At 60.5% G+C, this 23,395-nt stretch carries 24 protein-coding genes and 1 pseudogene; 11 read left to right on the top strand and 14 right to left on the bottom strand.

What is annotated here, in order from left to right; genetic code table 11:
* Positions 1-2: 2 nt before the first annotated feature.
* The 3 genes and pseudogenes from dsbA to A7K61_RS32125 all read right to left on the bottom strand — a co-directional run bounded on the left by dsbA (position 3) and on the right by A7K61_RS32125 (position 1,658).
* Complete coding sequence (gene dsbA / locus A7K61_RS04160) at positions 3-638, bottom strand: thiol:disulfide interchange protein DsbA (RefSeq protein WP_069556975.1); 636 nt, start codon at positions 636-638, stop codon at positions 3-5.
* Between the two features lie 167 nt (positions 639-805).
* The gene (locus tag A7K61_RS04155; RefSeq protein WP_032894308.1) at positions 806-1,417 is read right to left on the bottom strand and encodes a cytochrome c; all 612 of its coding nucleotides are present in this window, start codon (positions 1,415-1,417) and stop codon (positions 806-808) included.
* Positions 1,418-1,450: 33 nt separating this feature from the next.
* Positions 1,451-1,658: pseudogene (locus A7K61_RS32125) on the bottom strand (cytochrome).
* A gap of 192 nt (positions 1,659-1,850) precedes the next feature.
* Here A7K61_RS32125 and yihA point away from each other — a divergent pair.
* Positions 1,851-2,492, top strand: a complete 642-nt coding sequence (yihA, locus tag A7K61_RS04145; protein WP_003187369.1) for a ribosome biogenesis GTP-binding protein YihA/YsxC — start codon at positions 1,851-1,853, stop codon at positions 2,490-2,492.
* 271 nt (positions 2,493-2,763) lie between these two features.
* Here yihA and polA read toward each other — a convergent pair whose 3' ends face one another.
* A complete protein-coding gene (polA, locus tag A7K61_RS04140) occupies positions 2,764-5,559 on the bottom strand; it encodes a DNA polymerase I (protein ID WP_069556974.1) in 2,796 nt (931 codons plus the stop codon).
* Positions 5,560-5,633: 74 nt separating this feature from the next.
* Between polA and A7K61_RS04135 the strand changes: the two genes are divergently transcribed.
* Together A7K61_RS04135 and A7K61_RS04130 are read left to right on the top strand one after the other, a co-directional pair.
* Positions 5,634-5,924: a DUF2782 domain-containing protein gene (locus tag A7K61_RS04135; RefSeq protein ID WP_003187366.1), complete on the top strand. Its 291-nt coding sequence runs from the start codon at positions 5,634-5,636 to the stop codon at positions 5,922-5,924.
* A gap of 56 nt (positions 5,925-5,980) precedes the next feature.
* A complete protein-coding gene (locus A7K61_RS04130) occupies positions 5,981-6,934 on the top strand; it encodes a homoserine kinase (protein WP_069556973.1) in 954 nt (317 codons plus the stop codon).
* Positions 6,935-7,058: 124 nt separating this feature from the next.
* Here A7K61_RS04130 and A7K61_RS04125 read toward each other — a convergent pair whose 3' ends face one another.
* Positions 7,059-7,988 carry a zinc ABC transporter substrate-binding protein gene (locus A7K61_RS04125; protein WP_069556972.1) on the bottom strand — a complete coding sequence of 310 codons (930 nt, stop codon included), beginning with the start codon at positions 7,986-7,988 and terminating at the stop codon, positions 7,059-7,061.
* 58 nt (positions 7,989-8,046) lie between these two features.
* Here A7K61_RS04125 and zur point away from each other — a divergent pair, with 58 nt between their 5' ends.
* The 4 genes from zur to A7K61_RS04105 are packed head-to-tail and all read left to right on the top strand — an operon-like array spanning position 8,047 to position 10,837.
* Entirely contained in the window at positions 8,047-8,529 is a 483-nt protein-coding gene (gene zur / locus A7K61_RS04120; RefSeq protein ID WP_032894315.1) for a zinc uptake transcriptional repressor Zur, read from the top strand.
* Positions 8,529-9,299, top strand: coding sequence for a zinc ABC transporter ATP-binding protein ZnuC (znuC, locus tag A7K61_RS04115; RefSeq protein ID WP_003187361.1), 771 nt, complete (start codon positions 8,529-8,531; stop codon positions 9,297-9,299). The genes zur and znuC overlap by 1 nt, the downstream gene beginning before the upstream one ends.
* Positions 9,292-10,080 (top strand): zinc ABC transporter permease subunit ZnuB, encoded by a 789-nt coding sequence (gene znuB, locus A7K61_RS04110; protein ID WP_003187359.1) that lies wholly within the window; start codon positions 9,292-9,294, stop codon positions 10,078-10,080. Before znuC ends, znuB begins: the two co-directional genes overlap by 8 nt.
* Positions 10,081-10,117: 37 nt before the next feature.
* Entirely contained in the window at positions 10,118-10,837 is a 720-nt protein-coding gene (locus tag A7K61_RS04105) for a PA5502 family lipoprotein (protein ID WP_047712806.1), read from the top strand.
* An 86-nt stretch (positions 10,838-10,923) separates the two neighbouring features.
* Here the strand turns inward: A7K61_RS04105 and katE are convergent, their stop codons facing one another.
* Positions 10,924-13,065 carry a catalase HPII gene (gene katE, locus A7K61_RS04100; RefSeq protein ID WP_069556971.1) on the bottom strand — a complete coding sequence of 714 codons (2,142 nt, stop codon included), beginning with the start codon at positions 13,063-13,065 and terminating at the stop codon, positions 10,924-10,926.
* A gap of 265 nt (positions 13,066-13,330) precedes the next feature.
* Here katE and A7K61_RS04095 point away from each other — a divergent pair, with 265 nt between their 5' ends.
* The 3 genes from A7K61_RS04095 to A7K61_RS04085 are packed head-to-tail and all read left to right on the top strand — an operon-like array spanning position 13,331 to position 15,834.
* A complete protein-coding gene (locus A7K61_RS04095; protein ID WP_044270278.1) occupies positions 13,331-14,338 on the top strand; it encodes a methionine ABC transporter ATP-binding protein in 1,008 nt (335 codons plus the stop codon).
* Positions 14,338-15,012: a methionine ABC transporter permease gene (locus A7K61_RS04090; protein WP_003187354.1), complete on the top strand. Its 675-nt coding sequence runs from the start codon at positions 14,338-14,340 to the stop codon at positions 15,010-15,012. The genes A7K61_RS04095 and A7K61_RS04090 overlap by 1 nt, the downstream gene beginning before the upstream one ends.
* Before the next feature lie 51 nt (positions 15,013-15,063).
* Positions 15,064-15,834: a MetQ/NlpA family ABC transporter substrate-binding protein gene (locus tag A7K61_RS04085; protein WP_003187353.1), complete on the top strand. Its 771-nt coding sequence runs from the start codon at positions 15,064-15,066 to the stop codon at positions 15,832-15,834.
* A gap of 132 nt (positions 15,835-15,966) precedes the next feature.
* Here the strand turns inward: A7K61_RS04085 and A7K61_RS04080 are convergent, their stop codons facing one another.
* Genes A7K61_RS04080 through A7K61_RS04060 form a run of 5 tightly spaced genes read right to left on the bottom strand, consistent with a single transcriptional unit; the run spans position 15,967 to position 19,890 of the window.
* Positions 15,967-16,602 carry an SCO family protein gene (locus A7K61_RS04080; protein WP_044270276.1) on the bottom strand — a complete coding sequence of 212 codons (636 nt, stop codon included), beginning with the start codon at positions 16,600-16,602 and terminating at the stop codon, positions 15,967-15,969.
* Complete coding sequence (gene cyoE, locus A7K61_RS04075; RefSeq protein WP_044270274.1) at positions 16,599-17,498, bottom strand: heme o synthase; 900 nt, start codon at positions 17,496-17,498, stop codon at positions 16,599-16,601. The genes A7K61_RS04080 and cyoE overlap by 4 nt, the downstream gene beginning before the upstream one ends.
* A complete protein-coding gene (locus A7K61_RS04070) occupies positions 17,486-18,565 on the bottom strand; it encodes a heme A synthase (RefSeq protein ID WP_069556970.1) in 1,080 nt (359 codons plus the stop codon). Before A7K61_RS04070 ends, cyoE begins: the two co-directional genes overlap by 13 nt.
* 10 nt (positions 18,566-18,575) lie before the next feature.
* On the bottom strand, positions 18,576-19,160 hold the full coding sequence (locus A7K61_RS04065; protein WP_069556969.1) for a hypothetical protein: 585 nt from the start codon (positions 19,158-19,160) through the stop codon (positions 18,576-18,578).
* Positions 19,126-19,890 (bottom strand): SURF1 family protein, encoded by a 765-nt coding sequence (locus tag A7K61_RS04060; RefSeq protein WP_069556968.1) that lies wholly within the window; start codon positions 19,888-19,890, stop codon positions 19,126-19,128. Before A7K61_RS04060 ends, A7K61_RS04065 begins: the two co-directional genes overlap by 35 nt.
* A gap of 32 nt (positions 19,891-19,922) precedes the next feature.
* Between A7K61_RS04060 and A7K61_RS04055 the strand changes: the two genes are divergently transcribed.
* On the top strand, positions 19,923-20,126 hold the full coding sequence (locus A7K61_RS04055; RefSeq protein WP_003187345.1) for a twin transmembrane helix small protein: 204 nt from the start codon (positions 19,923-19,925) through the stop codon (positions 20,124-20,126).
* A gap of 6 nt (positions 20,127-20,132) precedes the next feature.
* Here the strand turns inward: A7K61_RS04055 and A7K61_RS04050 are convergent, their stop codons facing one another.
* The 3 genes from A7K61_RS04050 to ctaD form a co-directional block, all read right to left on the bottom strand.
* Positions 20,133-21,020 (bottom strand): cytochrome c oxidase subunit 3, encoded by an 888-nt coding sequence (locus tag A7K61_RS04050; RefSeq protein WP_044270265.1) that lies wholly within the window; start codon positions 21,018-21,020, stop codon positions 20,133-20,135.
* 35 nt (positions 21,021-21,055) lie between these two features.
* Complete coding sequence (locus tag A7K61_RS04045; protein ID WP_069556967.1) at positions 21,056-21,607, bottom strand: cytochrome c oxidase assembly protein; 552 nt, start codon at positions 21,605-21,607, stop codon at positions 21,056-21,058.
* Positions 21,608-21,754: 147 nt separating this feature from the next.
* Positions 21,755-23,338, bottom strand: coding sequence for a cytochrome c oxidase subunit I (gene ctaD / locus A7K61_RS04040; protein WP_003187339.1), 1,584 nt, complete (start codon positions 23,336-23,338; stop codon positions 21,755-21,757).
* Between the last annotated feature and the right edge of the window lie 57 nt (positions 23,339-23,395).

Raw genomic sequence — 23,395 nt, 5'->3', positions numbered from 1 at the left:
CCTTACTTGGCAGCGCGTTCTTTGGCAATCAGTTGGTCAGCAACGTTCAGGGTCGCTTCAGGACCACCGGTGCTGCCCAGGTCGAAACGGTATTTGCCGTTGACGATCAGGGTTGGAACGCCTTGCACGCCGTACTTCTGCGCGAGCTCCTTGGCCTGTTTGATCTGGCCCTGGATAGCGAAGGAGTTGAAGGTCGCCAGGAACTTGTCCTTGTCGACACCCTGAGTGGCAACGAAGTCAGCCATTTCGTCCGGCTTGGTCAGGCGCTTGCCTTGTTTCTGGATCGCTTCGAAGACGGCGTTGTGGACCTTGTGCTCAACACCCATGGCTTCCAGGGTCAGGAACAGCTGGCCGTGGGCGTCCCATGGGCCGCCGAACATGGCAGGAATGCGACGGAAGTTAACGTCCTTGGGCAGCTTTTCAGCCCATGGGTTGATAGTCGGCTCGAAGGCGTAGCAATGCGGGCAGCCGTACCAGAACAGCTCCACCACTTCAATCTTGCCCGGTACTGCAACGGGAACCGGGTTAGCCAGCTCAGCATAGGTTTTACCGGCTTCAAGCGGCACATCGGCAGCTTGTGCGGTCATGCCGAAGAGGCTGGCAGTGACGAGAGCGGCGCTGAGGATCAGATTACGCATGCTTTACTCCTGGACAAATAAAGTCGCCTCACGCGACCTTTGTTGTGACAGGTCTACGCGGACATGAGTTCGTTAGTGTAACGGCAGCGGCCACAAAAAAGGGCGGCCTGAGCCACCCTTTTTATGCTTGCATCGCGGGATTAATCGAGCGTTAACGCCCAGCCCGGTCAGTGCAGGCCCTGGATATAACTGGAGAGGGCTGCGATGTCTTCGTCGCTCAGCTTGCGAGCGATGGTGCGCATGGTCATCGCGTCGCCATCGTTGGCCCGGCCGGCTTCTTCTTTGCGAAAGTCGGTCAACTGCTTAGCGATGTAGGTGGCGTGCTGGCCGCTCAGGCGCGGGAAGCTGGCAGCAGCGTTGCCTGCGCCATTGGGCGAGTGGCAACCGGTGCAGGCAGGCAGGCCTTTTTCCAGGTTCCCGCCACGGAACAACTGCTCTCCACGGGCGACCAATTTAGGATCGGCAGCTCCCACACTGCCCTTCTGGCTGGCAAAATAGGCCGCGAGGTCCGCCAGGTCCTGATCGCTGAGATTAGTCAGCAGGCCGGTCATTTCCAGCACCGTGCGCTTGCCGCTCTTGATATCCTGCATCTGCTTGGTCAGGTAACGCTCACCCTGGCCGGCCAGCTTGGGGAAATTCGGCGCCGGGCTGTTACCATCCGGTCCGTGGCAAGCACCACACACGGCGGCTTTCGCCTGGCCCGCTGTAGCGTCGCCTGCAGCATGGGCAACACTGGTGATGCCCAAGGTCAACAGCAGACTCACGATCAGTTTGTTCATCAGCTAATCCAACTACGGCTAAGGGTTTAAGAGTTATCTACCGGGTTTACTCACCATCACATCAGTGACGGCCTGGTAATCCTCAGTACTGCAGTCCATGCACAAACCACGCGGCGGCATTGCCTTGAAACCCTGGGTCACGTGCTGCGTCAGCCTGACCATGCAAACTCGGTTGATCCTGTGTAGCCTGAGCGCCGTAAAGCGGAATCAGGGCAGCAGAAGCGAGCAACCGTCGGTCCATACATCGACCTTTTCAGGGTTTGAGAGCGTTTTGCGTTCTAATGCGCAATAAAGGTCTTTCGCTCCCGTGAACTTCATCCTTCGCTGGGACAAAGCACACACAAAATCTGCGGCATTATATACTGGCGCTACTGAAACGGAAACGACACCGCTTGCCGCACCCTTTCTCGGCACCGCCCACATCGGAAATCTCATGCAACTCAAGAACCCCATCCTCGGCCTGTGCCAACAGTCCACCTTCATGCTCAGCGCCGCCAAAGTGGACCAATGCCCCGATGACGAGGGCTTTGAAGTCGCCTTTGCCGGCCGCTCCAACGCCGGTAAATCCAGCGCACTGAACACCCTGACCCACGCCAGCCTGGCGCGCACCTCGAAAACCCCGGGCCGCACGCAACTACTCAATTTCTTCAAGCTAGACGATGATCGGCGTCTGGTCGACCTGCCGGGCTACGGTTATGCAAAAGTACCTATCCCGCTGAAGCTGCACTGGCAGCGTCACCTCGAGGCTTACCTGGGCGGTCGCGAGAGTTTGAAGGGTTTGATTCTGATGATGGATATCCGTCATCCAATGACCGACTTCGACTTGCTGATGCTCGATTGGGCGGTCGCCAGCGGCATGCCGATGCACATTTTGCTGACCAAGGCCGACAAGCTCACCTACGGTGCAGCCAAGAACACCCTGCTCAAAGTGCAGTCCGAAATCCGTAAGGGTTGGGGCGACACCATCACCATTCAGCTGTTCTCCGCCCCCAAGCGCATGGGTTTGGAAGAGGCTTACACCGTACTGGCCGGCTGGATGGAATTGGCGGACAAGGGCGCAGAAATCGCCGAATAACTTTTCTGCGGGCAAAAAAAACCCCGGACTTCTTTTGGGGAGGGGAAGTTCGGGGTTCAAGTTCCGGACCGCTAGGGCGGGGTCCGGAATTATCTGCCAACACTTAACACAACATAGGAGCATTGAAGGGCTTCACCACCCATTCAGTAACTCTGAGTGGCAGTTCACAGGTTAAGTTCCGACAGGCTCAAAAAACTATTGGAAATAACTGACCGCGGTTTGCGCTCTAAACCGCCTCGCCACCGCGCAATGTGATGGCGAAACCGCAGAATCAGTGCGCCTCGTCCCAGTTGTCGCCTACGCCTACGTCCACCACCAAAGGCACGTCCAACTGTGCCGCCGCGCTCATATGCTCGCGAATCTTCTCGCTGACCTGCGCGACCAGGTCTTCGCGCACCTCCAGCACCAATTCGTCGTGCACCTGAAGGATGACCTTGGCGTCCAGGCCCGACTCGGTCAGCCAGTTATCCACCTGCACCATGGCTTTCTTGATGATGTCCGCCGCCGTGCCCTGCATCGGCGCGTTGATCGCTGTGCGCTCGGCCGCCGCGCGCTCCTGGGGCTTGTTGGAGTTGATATCCGGCAAGTACAGGCGTCGCCCGAAGAAGGTTTCGACATAACCCTGATCCGCCGCCTGGGCGCGGGTGCGCTCCATGTATTCGCGAACCCCTGGGTAGCGGGCGAAGTACACATCGATGTAGGCCTTGGCGGTCTTGGTGTCGACGCCGATGTCCTTGCCCAGCTTCTGGGCACCCATGCCGTAAATCAGGCCGAAGTTGATCGCCTTGGCGCTGCGGCGCTGGTTGGAGGTGACCTCATTCAACTCAACCTTGAACACTTCGGCCGCCGTGGCGGTGTGCACGTCCAGGTCATTGCGGAAGGCGTTCATCAAGCCTTCGTCCTTGGATAAATGCGCCATGATCCGCAGCTCGATCTGCGAATAGTCCGCCGCCAGCAGCTTATAGCCCTTGGGCGCAACAAACGCCTGGCGAATGCGACGCCCCTCGGCGGTGCGCACCGGGATGTTCTGCAGGTTCGGATCGCTGGAGGACAAACGCCCGGTCGCCGCCACGGCCTGATGGTAAGACGTATGAATACGCCCGGTACGTGGGTTGATCTGTTCCGGCAGGCGGTCGGTATAGGTACTTTTGAGTTTGCTCATGCTGCGGTACTGCATGAGTACCTTGGGCAGCGGGAAATCATCTTCGGCCAGTTTGGCCAGCACTTCTTCAGCCGTGGAAGCCTGGCCCTTGCCGGTTTTTTTCAGCACCGGCATGCCGAGCTTTTCGTAGAGAATCGCCCCAAGCTGCTTGGGCGAACCCAGGTTGAATTCTTCACCGGCGATCTCGTAGGCCTGGCGCTCCAGCTCAACCATCTTATTACCCAGCTCGATGCTCTGGATGCCGAGCAGGTCCTTGTCTACCAGTGCGCCCTGGCGCTCGATGCGGGCCAGCACCGGCACCAGCGGGATCTCGATGTCCGTCAGCACACTGGCCAGGCTCGGGATCGCTGCCAGTTGCGCGTACAGGTACTGATGCAGGCGCAAGGTCACATCAGCATCTTCGGCCGCGTAAGGGCCGGCTTGCTCAAGGGCGATCTGGTCGAACGTGAGTTGCTTGGCGCCTTTGCCGGCGATGTCCTGGAAGCTGACCGTGTCGTGGTCCAGGTACTTCTTCGCCAGGCTGTCCATATCGTGCCGCGTCGCGGTGGAGTTGAGCACGTAGGATTCGAGCATGGTGTCGAAGGCGATGCCGCGCACGGTAATGCCCTGGGCAGGGTCGCCACCAATGGCGCAATTGGCCAGGATATTCATGTCGAACTTGGCATGCTGGCCCACCTTGAGTTTGGTCGGGTCTTCCAGCAACGGTTTCAAGGCCAGCAGCACGGTGTCGCGGTCCAACTGCTCCGGCGCACCGATGTAGGCGTGCGTCAGCGGAATATACGCCGCCTCATGAGGCTGCACCGCGAACGAAACCCCAACCAATTGAGCCTGCTGGGCGTCGATCCCGGTGGTTTCGGTATCGAAGGCAAACAGCTTGGCGTCGTTGAGTTTTTTCAGCCACAGATCGAACGTGGCCTGGTCAAGAATGGTGGTGTAAACCGTCTCTACGGGCACCGATACCACCGCCTCCACTGCGACATCCGCGACGGGCGCAACTTCATTGGCCGCCTTCAGCTCGACACGCTTGGTATCGCGCTGGATCTCGTCGTACCAGCTCTTGAACTCCAGCAATGTGTACAGCTCAAGCAGCTTTTCGCGGTCCGGTTCGATCAGGTGTAAATCATCCAACCCAACATCCAGCGGCACATCGATCTTGATCGTCGCCAACTGATAGGACAGGAATGCCATCTCTTTATGCTCTTCCAGCTTGGCCGGCAGGGTCTTGGCCCCACGGATAGGCAGGGTCGGCACAATATCCAACTGCTCATAAAGCTCTTTGAGGCCGCCATTGACCCCCACCAGCAAGCCGGAGGCGGTCTTGGGGCCAATGCCCGGAACGCCGGGAATGTTGTCGGACGAATCTCCCATCAACGCCAGATAGTCGATGATCTGCTCCGGAGCGACGCCGAATTTCTCCTTAACGCCCTCGATGTCCATGGAGCTACCGGTCATGGTATTGACCAAGGTAATGTGGCCGTCGACCAGTTGCGCCATGTCTTTGTCACCGGTCGAGATCACCACCGGGCGGCTGGCGGCCGCGCTGCTGCGGGCCAGGGTGCCGATCACGTCATCGGCCTCGACGCCCTCGACGCACAGCAACGGGAAGCCAAGAGCGATCACGCTTTGATGCAGCGGCTCGATCTGCAGGCGCATGTCATCGGGCATGCTCGGGCGGTTGGCCTTGTATTCGGCGTACATCTCATCGCGAAACGTCCCACCCTTGGCGTCGAAGACCACCGCGAACGGGCTGTCCGGGTACTGCTTGCGCAGGCTTTTGAGCATGTTCAACACGCCCTTGACCGCACCGGTGGGCAGGCCTTTGGAGGTGGTCAGCGGTGGCAGCGCGTGGAAGGCGCGGTACAGATAAGAAGAACCGTCCACCAGGACGAGGGGCGCTTGGCTCATGAGCAGGATCAACCTTTTCGGCGGGTCAGGCGCTAGAATAGCCGGACCAATGAAAACAAAGGGACAAGGTTATCATGCGTACATTCAATCGCCTGCTGTTGACCGGTTTGATTGCACTCGCTCCGATGGCTGCCATGGCGGCAGACGATGCCCCTTCGGCAGACCCGGAAGTTACCATTCGCACGGAAGGCGACAAAACCATCCAGGAATACCGCCAAAACGGCTTCCTGTACGCAATCAAAGTCACCCCGAAGGGCGCACCACCGTACTTTCTGGTACGTGCGGACGGCACCGACGCGAACTTCATCCGCTCTGACCAGCCGGATATGCTGATCCCGTCATGGAAGATCTTCGAATGGAAATGATTTCTTAATTTTAACCGGCGCTGCCCACCGCAGCGCCCGTAACGGCAGTTTTAACCATGTCTGTGTTCACCCCCCTGGCTCGGCCCGAGCTGGAAACCTTTCTCGCCCCTTACGGGCTCGGCCGCCTGCTTGATTTCCAGGGGATTGCCGCTGGCAGCGAAAACACCAATTTCTTTATCAGCCTGGAGCAGGGCGAGTTCGTCCTGACCCTGGTTGAACGTGGCCCGGTGGCAGAAATGCCGTTCTTCATCGAGCTGCTCGACGTGCTCCACGACGCCGACCTGCCGGTGCCGTACGCCCTGCGCACTACCGACGGCATCGCTTTGCGCGAACTCAAGGGCAAACCGGCCTTGCTGCAACCGCGCCTGGCGGGCAAGCACATCAAGGAGGCCAATGCGCAGCATTGTGCCCAGGTTGGCGAACTGCTCGGCCACCTGCACCTGGCCACCCAAGGCGAAAAGGTACTTGAACGCAAGACCGACCGCGGCCTGGAGTGGATGCTCAGCGAGGGCGCGCAGCTTATTTCGCACCTCAACGAGGCCCAGCAATGCCTGTTGCGCGATGCGCTGGCCGAGATCGAAGCCCACAAGGCCGACATCCTCGGCCTGCCACGGGCGAATGTGCACGCCGATCTGTTTCGCGATAACGCGATGTTTGAAGGCACGCACCTGACGGGCCTGATCGACTTCTACAACGCCTGTTCGGGGCCGATGCTCTACGACGTGGCTATCGCCTTGAATGACTGGTGCTCGGATGCCGAGGGCGTGATTGACGGTCACCGTGCCCGGGCCCTGCTGGGCGCTTACGCGGGGCTACGGGCGTTTACCGCGAAGGAAGCCGAGCTATGGCCGACCATGCTGAGGGTGGCGTGCGTGCGGTTCTGGCTGTCCCGGCTGATCGCAGCCGAGTCATTTGCCGGGCAGGATGTGTTGATTCATGACCCGGCTGAGTTCGAGCATCGCTTGGCGCAGCGTCAGCAGGTCACGGTCCAGCTGCCGTTCGCACTCTAAAAAGCCCCACTCGGTCAAAAAAATGTGGGAGCGGACTTGCTCGCGAATGGGGCCTGTCAGTTAGTACATCATTGACTGATCCAACGCATTCGCGAGCAAGCCCACAGGGGTTTTGTGTTACCTGTTAGAGCGACTCCAGGCAACCGGCGAGGTCATTGCCGAGTTTTTCCAGCACCTGCTCATAACCCTGGGCCGTCGCCGGGGTATAGCCACCCAACGCATCTAATTCCGCCAGCTTCACCGGCAACCCGGCCACCAGGGTTTCGGCCAAGCGAGGTCGCAATGGCGGCTCGCTGAACACGCAAGTCTTGCCCACTTCCTGCAAACGCGCGCGCATCGCCGCTACGTGTTGGGCGCCCGGCTGTACTTCGGCGGCTACGCTGAACACGCCCGCATGCTTCAAGCCGTACGCCTCTTCGAAGTAATCAAAGGCTTCGTGGAACACGAAGTAAGGCTTGCCATCAACGCCCGCCAAACGCTGCTTCAGGCGCGCATCCAGCGCGTTCAGGCGTTCTTCGAAGGCTTTGGCATTGCTCTGATAACGCTCGGCATTGGCCGGGTCGACGGCGCTGAGGTCGGCCGCCATCCGTGCGGCGATCACGCGCGCATTGACGGTCGACAGCCACAGGTGCGCATCCACGCTGCCTGGGCGGTGATCGTGGTCATGTTCGTCGGCTTCATCGGCATGAGAATGGCTATCTTCGCCGAAAATGCGCAGTTTCATGCCCGGCAGGTCCTGCACCGCCACCGTTGCCGCCGTACGGCCTTTGAGCACACGCGGCAAAAACGTTTCCATGTCCGGCCCAATCCAGTACAGCAGGTCGACCGACTGCACGCGCCGTACGTCGGATGGGCGCAAAGCAAAGTTATGTGGCGACGCCCCCGGCGGCAGCAATACCTCTGGAACAGCCACGCCGTCCTGCACGGCAGCCGCGATTAGCTGCAACGGCTTGATGCTCGTCAGCACCTTGACCTCGGCCTGAGCGGCACCCGCAACGAACAAACTGGTGACAAATACGACAAAAACGGGAAAAAGTCGGGACACGATGACCACTCGATGGCGTAGGAACGGGTAACATAATAACGTCTCTATCAAATATCTGTCGCCGCTCATGCCTAAAACACCGCTTGCCAGCCGTCCCCACGACCACTCTCACTGCGTGCACACCGCATTGTCAGAGGCCGACACCCTGTGCGCAAAGAAAGGCTTGCGCCTGACCGCCTTGCGTCGCCGGGTGCTGGAGCTGGTGTGGCAGAGCCACAAGCCTTTGGGCGCGTACGACATTCTCGGCGTCCTCAGCGAGCAGGACGGCCGCCGCGCCGCACCGCCTACCGTTTACCGTGCACTGGATTTCCTGCTGGAAAACGGCCTGGTGCACCGTATCGCCTCGCTCAACGCCTTTGTCGGTTGCAACCACCCGGAGCACGCGCACCAAGGTCAGTTCCTGATCTGCCGCGAGTGCCACGCCGCCATTGAGCTTGAACAAAAAAGCATCAGCGACGCCATTGTCAAAAGCGCTGCCGACGTTGGCTTCAAGGTCGATGGGCAAACGGTCGAAGTGGTCGGCCTGTGCGCAGGCTGCCAGGGGGTTTGATGAGCAATGCGTTAATCCGCCTGGAGCAGGTCGGGGTCACGTTCGCCGGGCAAAACGTGCTGGAAAACATCGCACTGAGCGTGGAGCCGGGGCAAATCGTGACCTTGATCGGCCCCAACGGCGCTGGCAAGACCACCCTGGTGCGCGCCGTACTCGGGCTGCTCAAGCCCCACAGCGGCACGGTTTGGCGCAAGCCCAAGCTGCGCGTGGGTTATATGCCGCAAAAGCTGCATGTAGACCCAACGTTGCCGCTCTCCGTATTGCGCTTCCTGCGCCTGGTGCCCGGCGTAGACCGCGCCCGCGCCCAGGCTGCGCTTAAGGAAGTCGGCGCCGAACACGTCATCGACAACCCGGTGCAAAGCATCTCCGGCGGCGAAATGCAGCGCGTGCTGCTGGCCCGCGCCTTGCTGCGCGAGCCCGAGCTGCTGGTACTTGATGAGCCCGTGCAAGGTGTCGATGTCGCCGGCCAGGCCGAGCTGTACAGCCTGATCACCCGCCTGCGCGACCGCCATGGTTGCGGCGTGCTGATGGTCTCCCACGACTTGCACCTGGTGATGAGCACCACCGACCAGGTGGTCTGCCTCAACCGCCACGTGTGCTGCTCCGGCCACCCGGAACAAGTCAGTGGCGACCCGGCGTTCGTGGAGTTGTTCGGCAAGAACGCCCAGAGCCTGGCGATCTACCATCACCACCATGACCACGCCCATGACCTGCATGGCGCCGTCGTCGATACCCCCCACGTTCATGGAGATAGCTGCAAGCATGGCTGATTTTCTGCTCTACGCCCTGCTGGCAGGCTTGGCTTTGGCTTTGGTGGCGGGCCCACTGGGCTCGTTTGTGGTCTGGCGGCGCATGGCCTATTTCGGCGACACCTTGTCCCATGCCGCCTTGCTGGGCGTGGCCATGGGCTTTCTGCTGGATGTAAGCCCGGCCATCGCCGTGACCGTCGGCTGCCTGCTGCTGGCGGTGCTGCTGGTGACCCTGCAGCAACGCCAGCCACTGGCTTCCGACACACTGCTGGGCATCCTTGCGCCCAGTACCTTGTCCCTGGGCCTGGTGGTGCTGAGCTTCATGCATGAAGTGCGCATCGACCTGATGGCCTACCTGTTTGGCGACCTGCTGGCGATCAGCCCGACCGACCTGGCCTGGATACTCGGCGGCAGCGCTGCGGTGCTGGTGTTGCTGGTGACCCTGTGGCGCCCGTTGCTGGCGATCACCGTGCATGAAGAACTGGCCAAGGTAGAGGGCTTGCCCGTCGCAGGCCTGCGTATGGCGCTGATGTTGCTCATCGCCGTGGTGATTGCTGTCGCGATGAAGATTGTCGGCGTATTGTTGATCACGTCGCTGCTGATCATTCCAGCCGCCGCCGCCCAACGTCACGCTCGCTCTCCGGAGCAGATGGCGATTGGCGCCAGCCTCCTGGGGATGCTTGCAGTGTGTGGTGGCCTGGCGCTGTCCTGGTTCAAGGACACACCGGCCGGGCCGTCGATTGTGGTTACGGCGGCCGCCCTGTTTCTGCTGAGTTTTGTCCTGCCCCGTCGAGGGGTGTAGACTTGCTCGCTTTTTGCGCAAATAGAGAGTCGCAGGAATGAAGCCGTTCACCTCCCGTTATCTGCTCCTTGCCGCATTTTCACTGCTGCTGGGCGCCTGCCAAAGTACGCCGCCCGCCGCCCTCCAGGCTCCGGATCCGCGGGCTGCGGCCATCGCGCAGCTGGAACAAAACCTGGCCAGCAGCGAATTGGCCACCGCCGAAGACCAGTTGGCCGCACTGCAGGCCCAATCGCCCAATGACCCGGCACTTGAGGCCTACCAGCGTCAATTGGCCGAAGCCTACTTGCAGCGCAGCCAGATCGTGTTGCAAAAGGGCGATGTCAACGCGGCCGCCACGGCCCTGAGCCGTGCCCGCGCCTTGATGCCCAAGGCCCCTGCGCTGACGGGTGGCGTCAACAGCGCCATCAGCCATGCGCGCAAAGCCGAATTGGACCAGGCAGAAGCCGCGTTGAAAGCCGCTGAAGCCAAGCCCGCCGCCAAGGTCATCGACCCCGCAGCGCCAAGCACCACCGTGGCGCTGAACCTGGCGGATGTCGAAGATATGCGCCATCAGCTGGATGCAATCGCCACCGATGTGGTGAATTACCAGTGCGACGTCAGCATCCAGGTGCCACGCACCCAGGATTACCCGTGGCTGGCCACGTTACTGACCAAGCGGGTCAAGCGGATTGATTCGGGGTATGACCTGAAGATTCACCGGCAGATCCTGAAACATATTCCGGCGCAGGTTGTGCTGATTCCGCGCAAGGCGGACTAAAAGCATCGCAGGCAAGCCAGCGCCCACCTTTGAACGGTGTGGGAGCTGGCTTGCCTGCGATGACGACCTAACAAACAACCGATAAGTTAAGCCGGAATCGCCTTGGATTTCGGCTCACGCTCCCACACCCGATGTTGGGCAATCGCAGCAAAAAACGCTTTGAACGCCTTGGCATCCGCGCCCACGATCAACCCCGCATCCGCTTCCAGTTTCAGCAGGTCCAGCAACGGCTTCACATCGCTGGCTACCGCAATCGCCTTCAGGTGTTTGTAGGCTTCCAGTACGTAATGCAACGCCACGCCATCACCGCTCAGCGCCTTCACGGACTCTTTGCCACCCGGGATAAACACTGCGTCGAAGGCAATGGACGGCATGCCTTCCATCGAGGCGTCGACCGGCAGCGTCTTGCCCTGCGCGGTGGTCACAGGCGCCGAAGTAGGCCCCAGCAACTTGGCATGGGCGCCTTCAGCTTCCAGCTCGGCTTTTAGCGCGTCAATGGCCGCACCATCAACGCCGTTGGCTGCCAGAATCGCCACTTTGCGCGTTTTGATATCGCCCGATAGCAAGTTCACTTGGCTCAAGGCTGGCGATTCTTTCAGCGACGTTTCACGGGCAGGCACCGTGCCCTTGGTCGGCGCCGGCAAGCCCAGGTTCTGCGCAACACGCTTGGCCAGCTCCAGGTCGATATTGGCCAGGATCTCGTTGACCTGGCGCGCACGGATGAACTCGCGCTCCACCTTGCCGAGCTCAAAGCTGTAGGCCGCGATAATGTGCTCTTTCTCGTGGTGGCTCATGCTGTTGTAGAACAGCGTCGCCTGGGAGAAATGGTCACCGAAGGATTCGCTGCGCTCACGCACTTTGTTGGCATCGACGCGCTCGTAGTAGGACTCAAAGCCACCATCGGTAGGACCGGCAGGGGTTTCCTTCGGCCAACCCCCATCAATGGAGTTTGGTTCGTAGGACGCACGGCCCTTATCAATCACAGTGCGATGCTGAGCGTCGCGCTGGCCGTTATGGAAAGGCACGACAGGCCGGTTGATTGGAATCTCATGAAAGTTCGGCCCGCCCAGTCGGCTGATCTGGGTATCGGTGTAGGAAAACAGACGCCCTTGCAGCAACGGGTCGTTGGTGAAGTCGATGCCCGGCACGATGTGGCCTGGGCAGAACGCAACCTGCTCGACTTCAGCGAAGAAGTTGTCCGGGTTACGGTTGAGCACCATTTTGCCCAGCGGCGTGATCGGTACCAGCTCTTCGGGAATGATCTTGGTCGGGTCGAGCAAGTCGAAATCGAACTTATGCTCGTCTTCTTCGGCCACGATCTGCACGCCCAACTCCCACTCGGGGTAATCGCCGCTTTCAATCGCTTCCCACAGGTCACGGCGGTGGTAGTCGGTGTCTTTACCGGCCAGCTTTTGCGCCTCATCCCATACCAACGAGCAGGTCCCGACTGTTGGACGCCAGTGGAATTTCACGAAGCTGGACTTACCTTCGGTGTTGATCAAACGGAAGGTGTGCACCCCAAAGCCCTGCATGGCGCGCAGGCTTTTTGGAATGGCGCGGTCGGACATGGCCCAGATCACCATGTGCGCGGATTCCGGTTGCAGCGAAACAAAATCCCAGAACGTATCGTGGGCCGAACCGCCGGTAGGAATTTCGTTATGAGGCTCGGGTTTCACCGCGTGGACGAAGTCAGGAAATTTGATCGCATCCTGGATGAAGAACACCGGCATGTTGTTGCCCACCAGGTCGAAGTTGCCTTCGTCGGTGAAGAACTTCACGGCAAAACCGCGCACGTCACGCACGGTGTCGCCGGAACCACGCGGGCCCTGCACCGTGGAAAAACGCGCGAATACTGGGGTTTTATGCTCAGGCGTGCGCAGGAAACCTGCCTTGGTCAGCGTCGAATGGTCGCCGTAACTCTGGAAATAGCCATGGGCGCCCGTACCACGGGCATGCACGATGCGCTCCGGGATGCGCTCATGGTCGAAGTGCGTGATCTTTTCACGCATGATGAAGTCTTCGAGCAGCGACGGGCCGCGCGCGCCGACTTTCAAGCTGTTCTGGTTATCGGAAATCTTCACGCCTTGGTTGGTGCGCAGGGCCTGACCGGTCGCATCAGAGCGGAATTCTTCCAGGGCCTGCAGCTTGGCGTTGGTATTGCCACGGTCCAAGGTATCGGTACCCGCAAGTTCACTCTTGGGCGGGGTGGCTGGCTTCTTGGTACTCATCAGTCAAAACTCCTTATTCAAAGTGGCCAGAGCGGTCCCCGGCTCGTTTGAGCAAAACCCCAGGCACGGCACCTGGGAAATCGAGTTGCTTAAGTAGTGACTGACGCGGTTTTGCACCGTTCCTTTTTTGTGACCTTTGATCGCGTTATTGCCAAATGACTGGATGAATACGAAATAAATGCTAAGAAACGCTATACGGACAGGCTAAAATGCGCGCCCGGCTAACCGCTGATCCCTTTTCAATGCGCCCCACAAGGTTCGCTACGTGATCGAGTTTCAAAACGTCCATAAAACCTACCGCGTCGCCGGTAAGGATATTCCCGCCCTGCACCCCACCAGCCTGCGCGTCGAGAACGGCCAGGTGTTTGGCCTGATTGGCCACTCGGGTGCCGGTAAAAGCACCCTGCTGCGCCTGATCAACCGCCTGGAAGAGCCCAGTGGCGGCCAGATCAAGGTGGATGGCGAAGAAGTCACTGCGCTGGACGCCAACGGCCTGCGGCGCTTTCGCCAGCAGGTCGGCATGATCTTCCAGCACTTCAACTTGCTGGCGTCCAAGACCGTGGCCGACAACGTCGCGCTGCCGCTGACGCTCGCCGGCGAACTGTCGCGCAGGGAAATCGACCAACGTGTGGCTGAGCTGCTCGCCCGCGTTGGCCTGTCGGACCATGCCAAAAAGTACCCAGCGCAGTTGTCCGGCGGCCAGAAACAGCGCGTCGGCATCGCCCGCGCCCTGGCGACCAAGCCAAAAATCCTGCTGTGCGACGAAGCCACCAGCGCCCTCGACCCGCAAACCACGGCGTCGGTCCTGCAACTGCTGGCCGAGATCAACCGCGAGCTGAACCTGACCATCGTGTTGATCACCCATGAAATGGACGTGATCCGCCGCGTATGCGACCAGGTCGCGGTGATGGACGCCGGGGTGATCGTCGAGCAAGGTTCGGTGGCCGACGTGTTCCTGCACCCCAAGCACCCGACCACCAAACGCTTCGTACAAGAAGCCGAACAGGTGGACGAAGGCGAGCAGCGCGACGACTTTGCCCATGTGCCAGGCCGTATCGTGCGCCTGACGTTCCAAGGGGACGCGACCTACGCGCCACTACTGGGTACCGTCGCCCGGGAAACCGGGGTGGACTACAGCATCCTTGCCGGTCGTATCGATCGCATCAAAGACATCCCTTACGGGCAACTGACCCTCGCCGTCACCGGCGGTGACATGGACGCCGCGTTTGCGCGCTTCACCGCCGCCGACGTTCACATGGAGGTCCTGCGCTGATGGACGTTTTCCTGAGTTTCTTCGCCAATATCGACTGGTCTGAAATCTGGCTCGCCACCGGCGATACCATGACCATGCTGTTCGGTTCGCTGTTCTTCACCGTGCTGCTGGGCCTGCCCCTGGGCGTGCTGTTGTTCCTGACCAGCCCGCGCCAGCTGTTCGAACAAAAAGGCCTGTACGCGCTGCTGTCGCTGATCGTGAATATCTTGCGCTCGCTGCCGTTCATCATCCTGCTGATCGTGATGATTCCGTTCACGGTACTGATCACCGGCACGTCGCTGGGTGTCGCCGGTGCGATCCCACCGCTGGTCGTCGGCGCCACGCCATTCTTTGCGCGCCTGGTGGAAACCGCACTGCGCGAAGTGGACCGTGGCATCATCGAAGCCACCCAGGCCATGGGCGCTACCACCCGCCAGATCATCACCAACGCCCTGTTGCCCGAAGCCCGCCCTGGCATCTTCGCAGCGATTACGGTGACGGCGATTACACTGGTTTCCTACACCGCAATGGCTGGTGTGGTCGGTGCTGGCGGCCTGGGCGACCTGGCCATCCGTTTTGGCTACCAGCGCTTCCAGACCGATGTGATGGTGGTCACTGTGGTGATGCTGTTGATTCTGGTGCAAATTCTGCAAACCGTCGGCGACCGGCTGGTGGTGCACTTTTCTCGTAAATAACGGCCATTGCCGGCACACAGCCGGCAGATGCCCGAACAAGGAGCTTGCTGGATGAAAAAACTACTGGTTGCTTTCGCCGCCGTGGCTGCGTTTTCCGCCCACGCCGAGACCATTACGGTCGCTGCTTCGCCGGTGCCTCACGCCGAAATCCTCGAATTCGTGAAACCTGCCCTGGCCAAAGAAGGCGTGGACCTGAAGGTCAAAGTCTTCACCGACTACGTGCAGCCGAACGTACAGGTGGCTGAGAAACGCCTGGACGCCAACTTCTTCCAGCACCAGCCGTACCTGGATGAATTCAACAAGGCCAAAGGCACTCACCTGGTGAGCGTCGGCGCTGTGCACCTGGAGCCTCTGGGCGCTTACTCCAGCAAGTACAAAAAATTGGCCGACCTGCCTGACGGCGCCAACGTGGTGATCCCGAACGACGCCACCAACGGCGGCCGTGCGCTGTTACTGCTGGCCAAGAACGGCCTGATCACCCTGAAGGACCCGACCAACATCCTGTCGACCATCAAGGACATCACCGGCAACGATAAAAACCTGAAATTCCGCGAACTGGAAGCCGCCACCCTGCCGCGCGTGCTGACCCAGGTCGACTTGGCGCTGATCAACACCAACTACGCCCTGGAAGCCAAGCTGGACCCATCCAAGGATGCCCTGGTGATCGAAGGCAGCGATTCGCCTTACGTGAACATCCTGGTAACCCGCGAAGACAACAAAGATGCAGACGCGGTGAAGAAGCTGGTTGCAGCCCTGCACACGCCTGAAGTGAAGAAATTCATCGAAGAGAAGTACAAAGGCGCGATCAAGCCGGCGTTCTGATCCAACCCGATCTGTAGGAGCGAGCTTGCTCGCGAAAAACGTCAACGATAATGCGCGCTGCCTGAATAAACGCGGCGCCTGTGAGTTCTTCGCGAGCAAGCTCGCTCCTACAAAATCGGCTTTATATGGCTGCTATTTGCGCTGCAGCAACCCCGGCAACTGCGCCACCAGCTTCTGGTTGTTCAACGGCGCACGAATAAACCCACGCTGGGTACCGTCCGGGCCGATCAGTGCCAGGTTACCGCTGTGGTCGACGGTGTAGTTCGGCTTGCTGGTATCTGCCGGAATGAAGGGAATGCTCACCGCATTCGAGACCTTCTGCACATCCTCCACATTCGCGCCAGTCAGGCCTTGGAACTGTGGGTCGAAGTAGCCCAGGTACTGCTTGAGCTGCGCCGGGGTATCGCGGTGCGGATCGACGCTGACCAGAATCACCTGCAACTTATCCACAGCCTCTTTAGGCAGCTCGCTCTTGATCTGGCGAAGCTGGGCGAGGGTGGTCGGGCAGATATCCGGGCAGAAGGTGTAACCAAAAAACAGCAGGCTCCACTTGCCCTTCAACTCGTTGACCACCACCGGCTGGCCTTCCTGATTGGTCATGGTCACCGCTGGCAACTGACGACTTTGCGGCAACAGAATGATGCCCGCGTCGATCAGCGCGGTGGGATCGCCCTGGCCTTTGCCCGAGAGCACTTTGTTGACGGTCAGGCCCATGATCAACGCCACCAGGGCCACGAGGATGAAGACGGTTTTTTGAGTTCGAGTCATAGGTTCAACAATAAGTAGTGGTCTACGAGCAGGGCGATAAACAGCAACAGCAAGTACCAGATAGAGTACTTGAACGTGTTGATCGCCGCGTGCGGCTGGCTGCCACGGTACAACACCCAGGCCCATTGCAGAAAGCGCGCCCCCAATACCAGCGCACAGCCCAGGTAGAGCAGCCCGCTCATGTGGATAACGTAGGGCATCAGGCTCACCGCCAGCAGGGCGAAGGTGTACAGCAGGATATGCACCTTGGTGTAGTGCTCGCCATGGGTGACCGGCAGCATCGGGATGTCGGCCTTGGCGTATTCCTCTTTGCGGTGAATGGCCAGGGCCCAGAAGTGTGGCGGGGTCCAGGCGAAGATGATCAGCACCAGCAGCAAGGGTTCGGCACTCACATGCCCAGTGACAGCCACCCAACCCAGCAGCGGCGGCGCCGCACCGGCCAGACCGCCGATGACGATATTCTGCGGCGTCGCTCGCTTGAGAAAGCCGGTGTAGATCACCGCATAACCCAGCAGCGAAGCCAAGGTCAGCCAGGCCGCCAGCGGGTTGGTGAACGCCAGCAGCAGGGCCAATCCTGCAATCGCCAGGAACAACGCAAACGCTAACGCCGCCATCGGCGAGACACGCCCCTCAGCCATCGGCCGCTTGTGAGTGCGCGCCATCACGGCATCAATCCGTCGATCGACCACATGATTGACCGCCGCCGCGCCGCCGGCACACAGGGCAATGCCGAGGTTGCCGAACACCAGCACGGTCCAGGGAACCCCGGCGCGGGTGGCGAGGAACATGCCCACCAGCGAAGTGATCAGCATCAGCACCACTACTTTGGGCTTGGTCAGCTCCAGATAGTCACGCCAGATCGCCCGGTCGCGACGTGCGCCGATCACGGTCGCCATGGCAGTTCTCCTTTAAGGGTGATCAGGCCCGACACCTGTTTGCGCGGGATAAAACGCCAACCGAACAGACGCAGGTGACGCACCCGAACCAGGCTGGTGCGCGCGTGGTAATTGACCAGCACCAGCGTCAACAACAACGTTGCCCCGCCAGCGTTGTGCGCGACTGCCACCGGTAACGGCAGGCCGAACGCCACATTGCTCAGCCCCAGGCAGATCTGCGCGGCCAGGGCGATCAACAGCAGACCGGCCAGGCGCGTCATCCCCACTGCCCGCAGTTGCCAGGCCAAACCGAGCAGCACCAGGGTAACCAGTACGGCACCGATGCGATGCGTCAGGTGGATAGCAGTGCGCGCTTCACTGTCGAGCTGGCCCCCCAGGTAATTGGGGCCGATGTGCTGGGTCAGGTGAAAGCCATTGGCAAAGTCCGCTGCCGGCCACCATTGGCCATGGCAGGTGGGCAAATCGACACAGGCCACCGCCGCGTAGTTGGAACTGACCCAGCCGCCCAGGGCGATCTGCCCGATCACCAGCACCAGCCCCGCCGTTGCCCAATATTGCAGGCGCTTGGGCACGACCAACGCTGGCAGTACGCCGGACAGCCGCAGGGTCAGCAGAAACAGCAGGCTCAAGGTCGCAAAGCCGCCCAACAGATGCCCGGTGACCACTTGCGGCCAGAGCTTCAAGGTCACGGTCCACATGCCAAACGCCGCCTGGGCCAACACCACCGCCAGTATGAACAGCGGCAGCTTCACTGGCTGGCCCGGATCACGCCGATGACGCCACGAACGCGCCGCCAGCAGCGCGATCATCAGGCCCAGGCTGCCAGCGAAGTAGCGATGGGTCATCTCGGCCCAGCCTTTGTCGGCCTCCACCGGCGTATCAGGAAAGTGCAACTCGGCATGGGCCAGTTGGGCTTCGCTGTGCGGCACGCTGATAAAGCCATAGCAGCCCGGCCAGTCCGGGCAGCCGAGGCCGGCGTGGGTCAGGCGGGTATAGGCGCCGAGCAGTACGACAAACAACGCCAGTAACGTGGCAAACAGCGCGAGGCGAAATCCAGGCTTGGCCATGACGGTGCCCTTATCCGATGTTCGACAGTTTCAACAGCAGGCGCAGGTCGTTGAGCAAGTCCTTGCCCTTGACCCTGGCGTCGTAGCGCAGCACCAGATTGCCGTGGGGGTCGACGATCCACAGTTGCGCATCGCCGGGTGCGGCAGCGTTCCTGGCAAAGGTCGACACATCCAGCGGGTAGCGCTGCAGCTGTGGATATTCGGCCTTGAGCTTGGCCTCGTATTCGCGGCTCAAAGGTTGCGCGCCGGCCAGGGCATGGCTGGCACGGGACGCATCACGGCCAAGGCTGATCTGCAGCTGGCGCGCCAGGTACACCAGTTGCTGGCAATCGGCAGCGCAGGCGGTGGGGGCGGTGACCAGCAGTTGCCAGCGCTGTTCATCGGCCTGCACGCCGATGTCGGCGCGGGTCTGGCCGTTGCCGATCAGTTCGCCGTGGTAGCTGCGGCTGTCCGGCACCCAGAACTGCAATTTGTACATAAAGGTGGCCAGCGCCATCGGGCCGATCACCATCATCAGGATCAAAATCAGCTGCCAGCGACCCTTGCGCCGATCAGGCGTGTCAGATGTGCTGGGTGGATTCATGGCCGCTCCCATGGGGCTTCTCCTTTTTGTTATGCCATCCGAGGTAGAGGTAAAGCGCCAGCAACGCCAAGGCCATGGCGAACCATTGCACGGCGTAGGCCAGGTGTTTTTCCGGGCCCATGGCGACGATGGGCCAGTGGGTTTCGTAGGTACCGGGGCCCGCTTCGGCACGCAGCTCATAGGCAAAACCGCTGCGCCCCAGTTCGTCCCACAGTGCGGCGGGGTGCAGCGCGGTGAGCAGGCGCGGCCATTGCGTGCTGGCCGGGTCGGCATGCAGTTGGAAGGTCTCGCCGGGAGCGACGTACACCCAGGCGTCGAGGTTCAGGGTCTGTTCAGGGGTAGTAAAGGCGGGCGCGATACGCCGGTCCGGCCAGGGCAGCCAGCCACGGTTGACCAACAGCCACAGGCCGCTGGGCTGGTCATGGAAGGGTTGCAGCAACTCGACACCGGCCTTGCCGTCACGCATGCGGTTATCCAGCAATACGCTGTGTTCGCCATCCAGTTGCCCGCGAAGATGAACGCGGCGGAAGGCCGGATCAGCCATGTCATTGAGCTGCGCACTGCTGACCGGCTCAGCCGCGCGGCGCTCGGCATAACGGTCTACCAGCAGTTGCTTTTCGTGCCCACGGGCCAGTTGCCAGAACCCCAGGCCCACCATCAATGGCAGCAACATCAGCACCACCAGCGTCGGCGCGATGCCCGGACGAAAGCGTTGCAGGGCACTGGCTATACTCGATCTCATCGCCCCTCCTTCAATAAGCCCGGAGCCAGACCATGCTCAAAGCCGCCATTGCCCTGATGCTGATCGCGACCGTCGTGAGCCTGTTCAGTGGCTTGTTCTTCCTGGTCAAGGACGAGGGCAACTCCAACCGCCTCGTCACCGCCTTGACCGTGCGTGTCACGCTGGCCGTGATCACCGTGGGCTTGATCGCCTGGGGCTTTTTCAGCGGCCAACTGGTCTCTCATGCGCCGTGGTAAGCGGCGTCACAGCACATACACGAAGAAAAACAGCCCGATCCACACCACGTCCACAAAGTGCCAATACCAACTGGCCGCCTCGAAACCGAACTGGTGCTCGGCATTGAAATGCCCGCGCAGGATGCGCATCAGCATCACAAACAAAATAAGGGTGCCGATGGTCACGTGGGCGCCGTGAAAGCCGGTGAGCATGAAGAACGTCGCGCCGTACACGCCTGAACCCAGGGTAAGGCCCAACTCTTTGTAGGCGTGGATGTATTCCTCAGCCTGGAACCCAAGAAACGCCAGGCCCAGCAGCACGGTGATCGCCAGCCACAGTTTCAGTGCACCACGATGGCCTTTGCGCAGGGCATGGTGGGCAATGGTGATGGTCACGCTGGAACTCACCAGCAGGATGGTGTTGACCAACGGCAGGCCCCAGGGGCTGATGGTGCCTTTGGGCGCTGGGTACAGCTTGGGGTCGGGGTTGTTCAGCAGGGGCCAAGCAAACTCAAAGTTCGGCCACAGCATATGGGCAATGCCCTTGGGCCCTTCGCCCGCCAACCAAGGCCCAGCCCAGACGCGCACGTAGAACAGCGCACCAAAAAAGGCGATGAAGAACATCACCTCCGAAAAAATGAACCACGTCATGCCCCAGCGGAATGAGCGGTCCATCTGCGCGCTGTACAGCCCGGCACGACTTTCCTTGATCACCGCGCCAAACCAGCCAAACAGCATGTAGGCCAGCAGCAAACCGCCCACGAAAAAGATCCACGGCCCGTGGGATTCGGGGCGCGCGGCCTTCAAGTCGTTGAACCACACAGCCAGGCCATACACGGTGACCAGCAGGCCAATCGTGGCAATTATTGGCCATTTGCTTTGCGCTGGTACGTAGTACGTATCATGAGTCGACATGTATTCGCTCTCCTGATTGAGGGGGCAAACAGTAGCTAGCCCCCGGTCCTGACGGCCACGGGCGGCTGGCGCGCAGTGATATCGAACAGCGTGTACGCCAGGGTCAAATGCTTCACATCCTTGGGCATCGCGCGGTCGACGATGAAACGTACGGGCATCTCAATGCGCTCACCGGGCTGCAACACTTGCTGGGTGAAGCAAAAGCATTCGGTTTTGTGGAAGTACATCGCGGCTTCGGCCGGGGAAATACTGGGTATCGCCTGGGCGGTCATCGGCTTATCGGTGGGGTTGTAGGCCACGAACAGCATCTCGTTGACAGCCCCGGGGTTGACCACAATCTCGTCGGCCTTGGAATGAAATTCCCAGACCATGTCGATGGCGTTGGTGGACAGGAACTGCACCCGCACCTGGCGCGAGGGGTCGACCATTTGCTCACCTTCGTACTGCCCGGCGGTCTTGCCGTTGATGCCGAATGCCTTGCACATCACGTCATAGATCGGCACCAAGGCGAAGCCGAAGGCGAACATCGCCAACACCAAAATCAGCAGGCGGGTGACCAGGCGCATGAGCGGTACGGAGTCAGCCATGGCGCCCACCCGAGCCGAACTCGGTCAATGTGGGAGCGGGCTTGCTCGCGAAAGCGGTTTCATAGCTAACGAAAACGTTGACTGACACACCGTCTTCGCGAGCAAGCCCGCTCCCACACTGACCCGGTTCGCAACGCAACAGTCTGTTCATTTGACCTCCGGCGGCGTTGTAAACGTGTGATACGGCGCCGGCGAGGGCACGCTCCATTCCAGGCCCTCGGCGCCATCCCACGGCTTGGCCGGCGCAGGCGGGCCGCCACGGATGCACTTGATGACAATGAACAGGAAGAAGATCTGCGTGGCGCCGAACATGAAGGCACCGATGGACGAGACCATGTTGAAGTCAGCGAACTGCAGGTTGTAGTCCGGCACCCGACGCGGCATACCGGCCAGCCCTACGAAGTGCATGGGGAAGAACGCCATGTTCATGCCCACGAAAGACAACCAGAAGTGCAGCTTGCCCAAGGTTTCGTCGTACATGTGGCCGGTCCATTTCGGCAGCCAGTAGTAGGCCGAGGCGAAGATCCCGAAGATCGCGCCGGGCACCAGTACGTAATGGAAATGCGCCACCACAAAGTAGGTGTCGTGGTACTGGAAGTCCGCCGGGGCAATCGCCAGCATCAGCCCGGAGAAGCCGCCAATGGTAAACAGGATCACAAAGGCCACCGCAAACAACATCGGCGTCTCGAACGTCAGTGAGCCTTGCCACATGGTGCTGACCCAGTTGAACACCTTCACCCCGGTGGGCACGGCGATCAGCAGGGTGGCGTACATGAAGAACAGCTCACCGACCAGCGGAATGCCCACCACGAACATGTGGTGCGCCCACACGATGAACGACAGGAACGCGATGCTCGCAGTGGCGTAGACCATCGAGGTGTAACCGAACAGTGGCTTGCGCGAGAAGGTCGGGATGATCGAGCTGACCGCGCCAAAGGCCGGCAGGATCATGATGTACACCTCGGGGTGGCCGAAGAACCAGAACACATGCTGGAACAGCACCGGATCGCCACCACCGGCCGCACTGAAGAAGCTGGTGCCAAAGTGAATGTCCATCAGCATCATGGTCACACAGCCCGCCAGTACCGGCATCACCGCGATCAGCAGGAACGCGGTGATCAGCCAGGTCCATACGAACAGCGGCATTTTCATCAGGGTCATGCCCGGCGCACGCAGGTTGAGGATGGTGGCGACCACGTTGATCGCGCCCATGATCGAACTGATGCCCATCAGGTGGATGGCAAAGATAAAGAACGTCACGCTTTCCGGCGCATAGGTGGTGGAGAGCGGAGCGTAGAAGGTCCAGCCGAAATTCGGCCCGCCGCCGGGCGTGAACAAGGTAGACACCAGCAGCAGGAACGCCGCCGGCAGCAGCCAGAAACTGAAGTTGTTCATGCGCGGCAGGGCCATGTCCGGCGCGCCGATCATCAGTGGGATCATCCAGTTGGCCAGGCCGACAAACGCCGGCATCACCGCGCCGAACACCATGATCAGGCCGTGCATGGTGGTCATCTGGTTGAAGAACGCCGGTTGCACGATCTGCAGGCCTGGCTGAAACAGCTCGGCGCGGATCACCATGGCAAACGAGCCACCGAGCAGGAACATGGTGAAGGCAAACCACAGGTACATGGTGCCGATGTCTTTGTGGTTGGTGGTCAGCACCCAGCGCATCAAGCCTTTGGCGGGCCCATGGGCGTGGTCGGCATGACCATGGTCGATCACAGTGCTCATGGCCGTTCTCCTGCAAGCGAGTGAGCGGGGCGATTCAGGGCATTGGCAATGAAAGTC

It is taken from the genome of Pseudomonas sp. AP42, from assembly GCF_001728935.1.
Lineage (GTDB): Bacteria > Pseudomonadota > Gammaproteobacteria > Pseudomonadales > Pseudomonadaceae > Aquipseudomonas > Aquipseudomonas lactis.
Note: the sequence above shows the minus strand (reverse complement) of the source record. Positions and strands in the feature narration are given on the sequence as shown.

What these genes read in the sequence shown, in the direction of transcription:
- A7K61_RS04055 (WP_003187345.1), top strand. Translation starts at nt 19,923, where the DNA reads ATGCTCAAAGCCGCCATTGCCCTGATGCTGATCGCGACCGTCGTGAGC.
- ctaD (WP_003187339.1), bottom strand. Translation starts at nt 23,338, where the DNA reads ATGAGCACTGTGATCGACCATGGTCATGCCGACCACGCCCATGGGCCC.
- znuB (WP_003187359.1), top strand. Translation starts at nt 9,292, where the DNA reads ATGGCTGATTTTCTGCTCTACGCCCTGCTGGCAGGCTTGGCTTTGGCT.
- A7K61_RS04045 (WP_069556967.1), bottom strand. Translation starts at nt 21,607, where the DNA reads ATGGCTGACTCCGTACCGCTCATGCGCCTGGTCACCCGCCTGCTGATT.
- A7K61_RS04090 (WP_003187354.1), top strand. Translation starts at nt 14,338, where the DNA reads ATGGACGTTTTCCTGAGTTTCTTCGCCAATATCGACTGGTCTGAAATC.
- znuC (WP_003187361.1), top strand. Translation starts at nt 8,529, where the DNA reads ATGAGCAATGCGTTAATCCGCCTGGAGCAGGTCGGGGTCACGTTCGCC.
- dsbA (WP_069556975.1), bottom strand. Translation starts at nt 638, where the DNA reads ATGCGTAATCTGATCCTCAGCGCCGCTCTCGTCACTGCCAGCCTCTTC.
- A7K61_RS04155 (WP_032894308.1), bottom strand. Translation starts at nt 1,417, where the DNA reads ATGAACAAACTGATCGTGAGTCTGCTGTTGACCTTGGGCATCACCAGT.
- A7K61_RS04065 (WP_069556969.1), bottom strand. Translation starts at nt 19,160, where the DNA reads ATGGGAGCGGCCATGAATCCACCCAGCACATCTGACACGCCTGATCGG.
- A7K61_RS04080 (WP_044270276.1), bottom strand. Translation starts at nt 16,602, where the DNA reads ATGACTCGAACTCAAAAAACCGTCTTCATCCTCGTGGCCCTGGTGGCG.
- yihA (WP_003187369.1), top strand. Translation starts at nt 1,851, where the DNA reads ATGCAACTCAAGAACCCCATCCTCGGCCTGTGCCAACAGTCCACCTTC.
- A7K61_RS04085 (WP_003187353.1), top strand. Translation starts at nt 15,064, where the DNA reads ATGAAAAAACTACTGGTTGCTTTCGCCGCCGTGGCTGCGTTTTCCGCC.
- katE (WP_069556971.1), bottom strand. Translation starts at nt 13,065, where the DNA reads ATGAGTACCAAGAAGCCAGCCACCCCGCCCAAGAGTGAACTTGCGGGT.
- A7K61_RS04070 (WP_069556970.1), bottom strand. Translation starts at nt 18,565, where the DNA reads ATGGCCAAGCCTGGATTTCGCCTCGCGCTGTTTGCCACGTTACTGGCG.
- A7K61_RS04060 (WP_069556968.1), bottom strand. Translation starts at nt 19,890, where the DNA reads ATGAGATCGAGTATAGCCAGTGCCCTGCAACGCTTTCGTCCGGGCATC.
- A7K61_RS04105 (WP_047712806.1), top strand. Translation starts at nt 10,118, where the DNA reads ATGAAGCCGTTCACCTCCCGTTATCTGCTCCTTGCCGCATTTTCACTG.
- polA (WP_069556974.1), bottom strand. Translation starts at nt 5,559, where the DNA reads ATGAGCCAAGCGCCCCTCGTCCTGGTGGACGGTTCTTCTTATCTGTAC.
- A7K61_RS04050 (WP_044270265.1), bottom strand. Translation starts at nt 21,020, where the DNA reads ATGTCGACTCATGATACGTACTACGTACCAGCGCAAAGCAAATGGCCA.
- A7K61_RS04135 (WP_003187366.1), top strand. Translation starts at nt 5,634, where the DNA reads ATGCGTACATTCAATCGCCTGCTGTTGACCGGTTTGATTGCACTCGCT.
- cyoE (WP_044270274.1), bottom strand. Translation starts at nt 17,498, where the DNA reads ATGGCGACCGTGATCGGCGCACGTCGCGACCGGGCGATCTGGCGTGAC.
- A7K61_RS04130 (WP_069556973.1), top strand. Translation starts at nt 5,981, where the DNA reads ATGTCTGTGTTCACCCCCCTGGCTCGGCCCGAGCTGGAAACCTTTCTC.
- zur (WP_032894315.1), top strand. Translation starts at nt 8,047, where the DNA reads ATGCCTAAAACACCGCTTGCCAGCCGTCCCCACGACCACTCTCACTGC.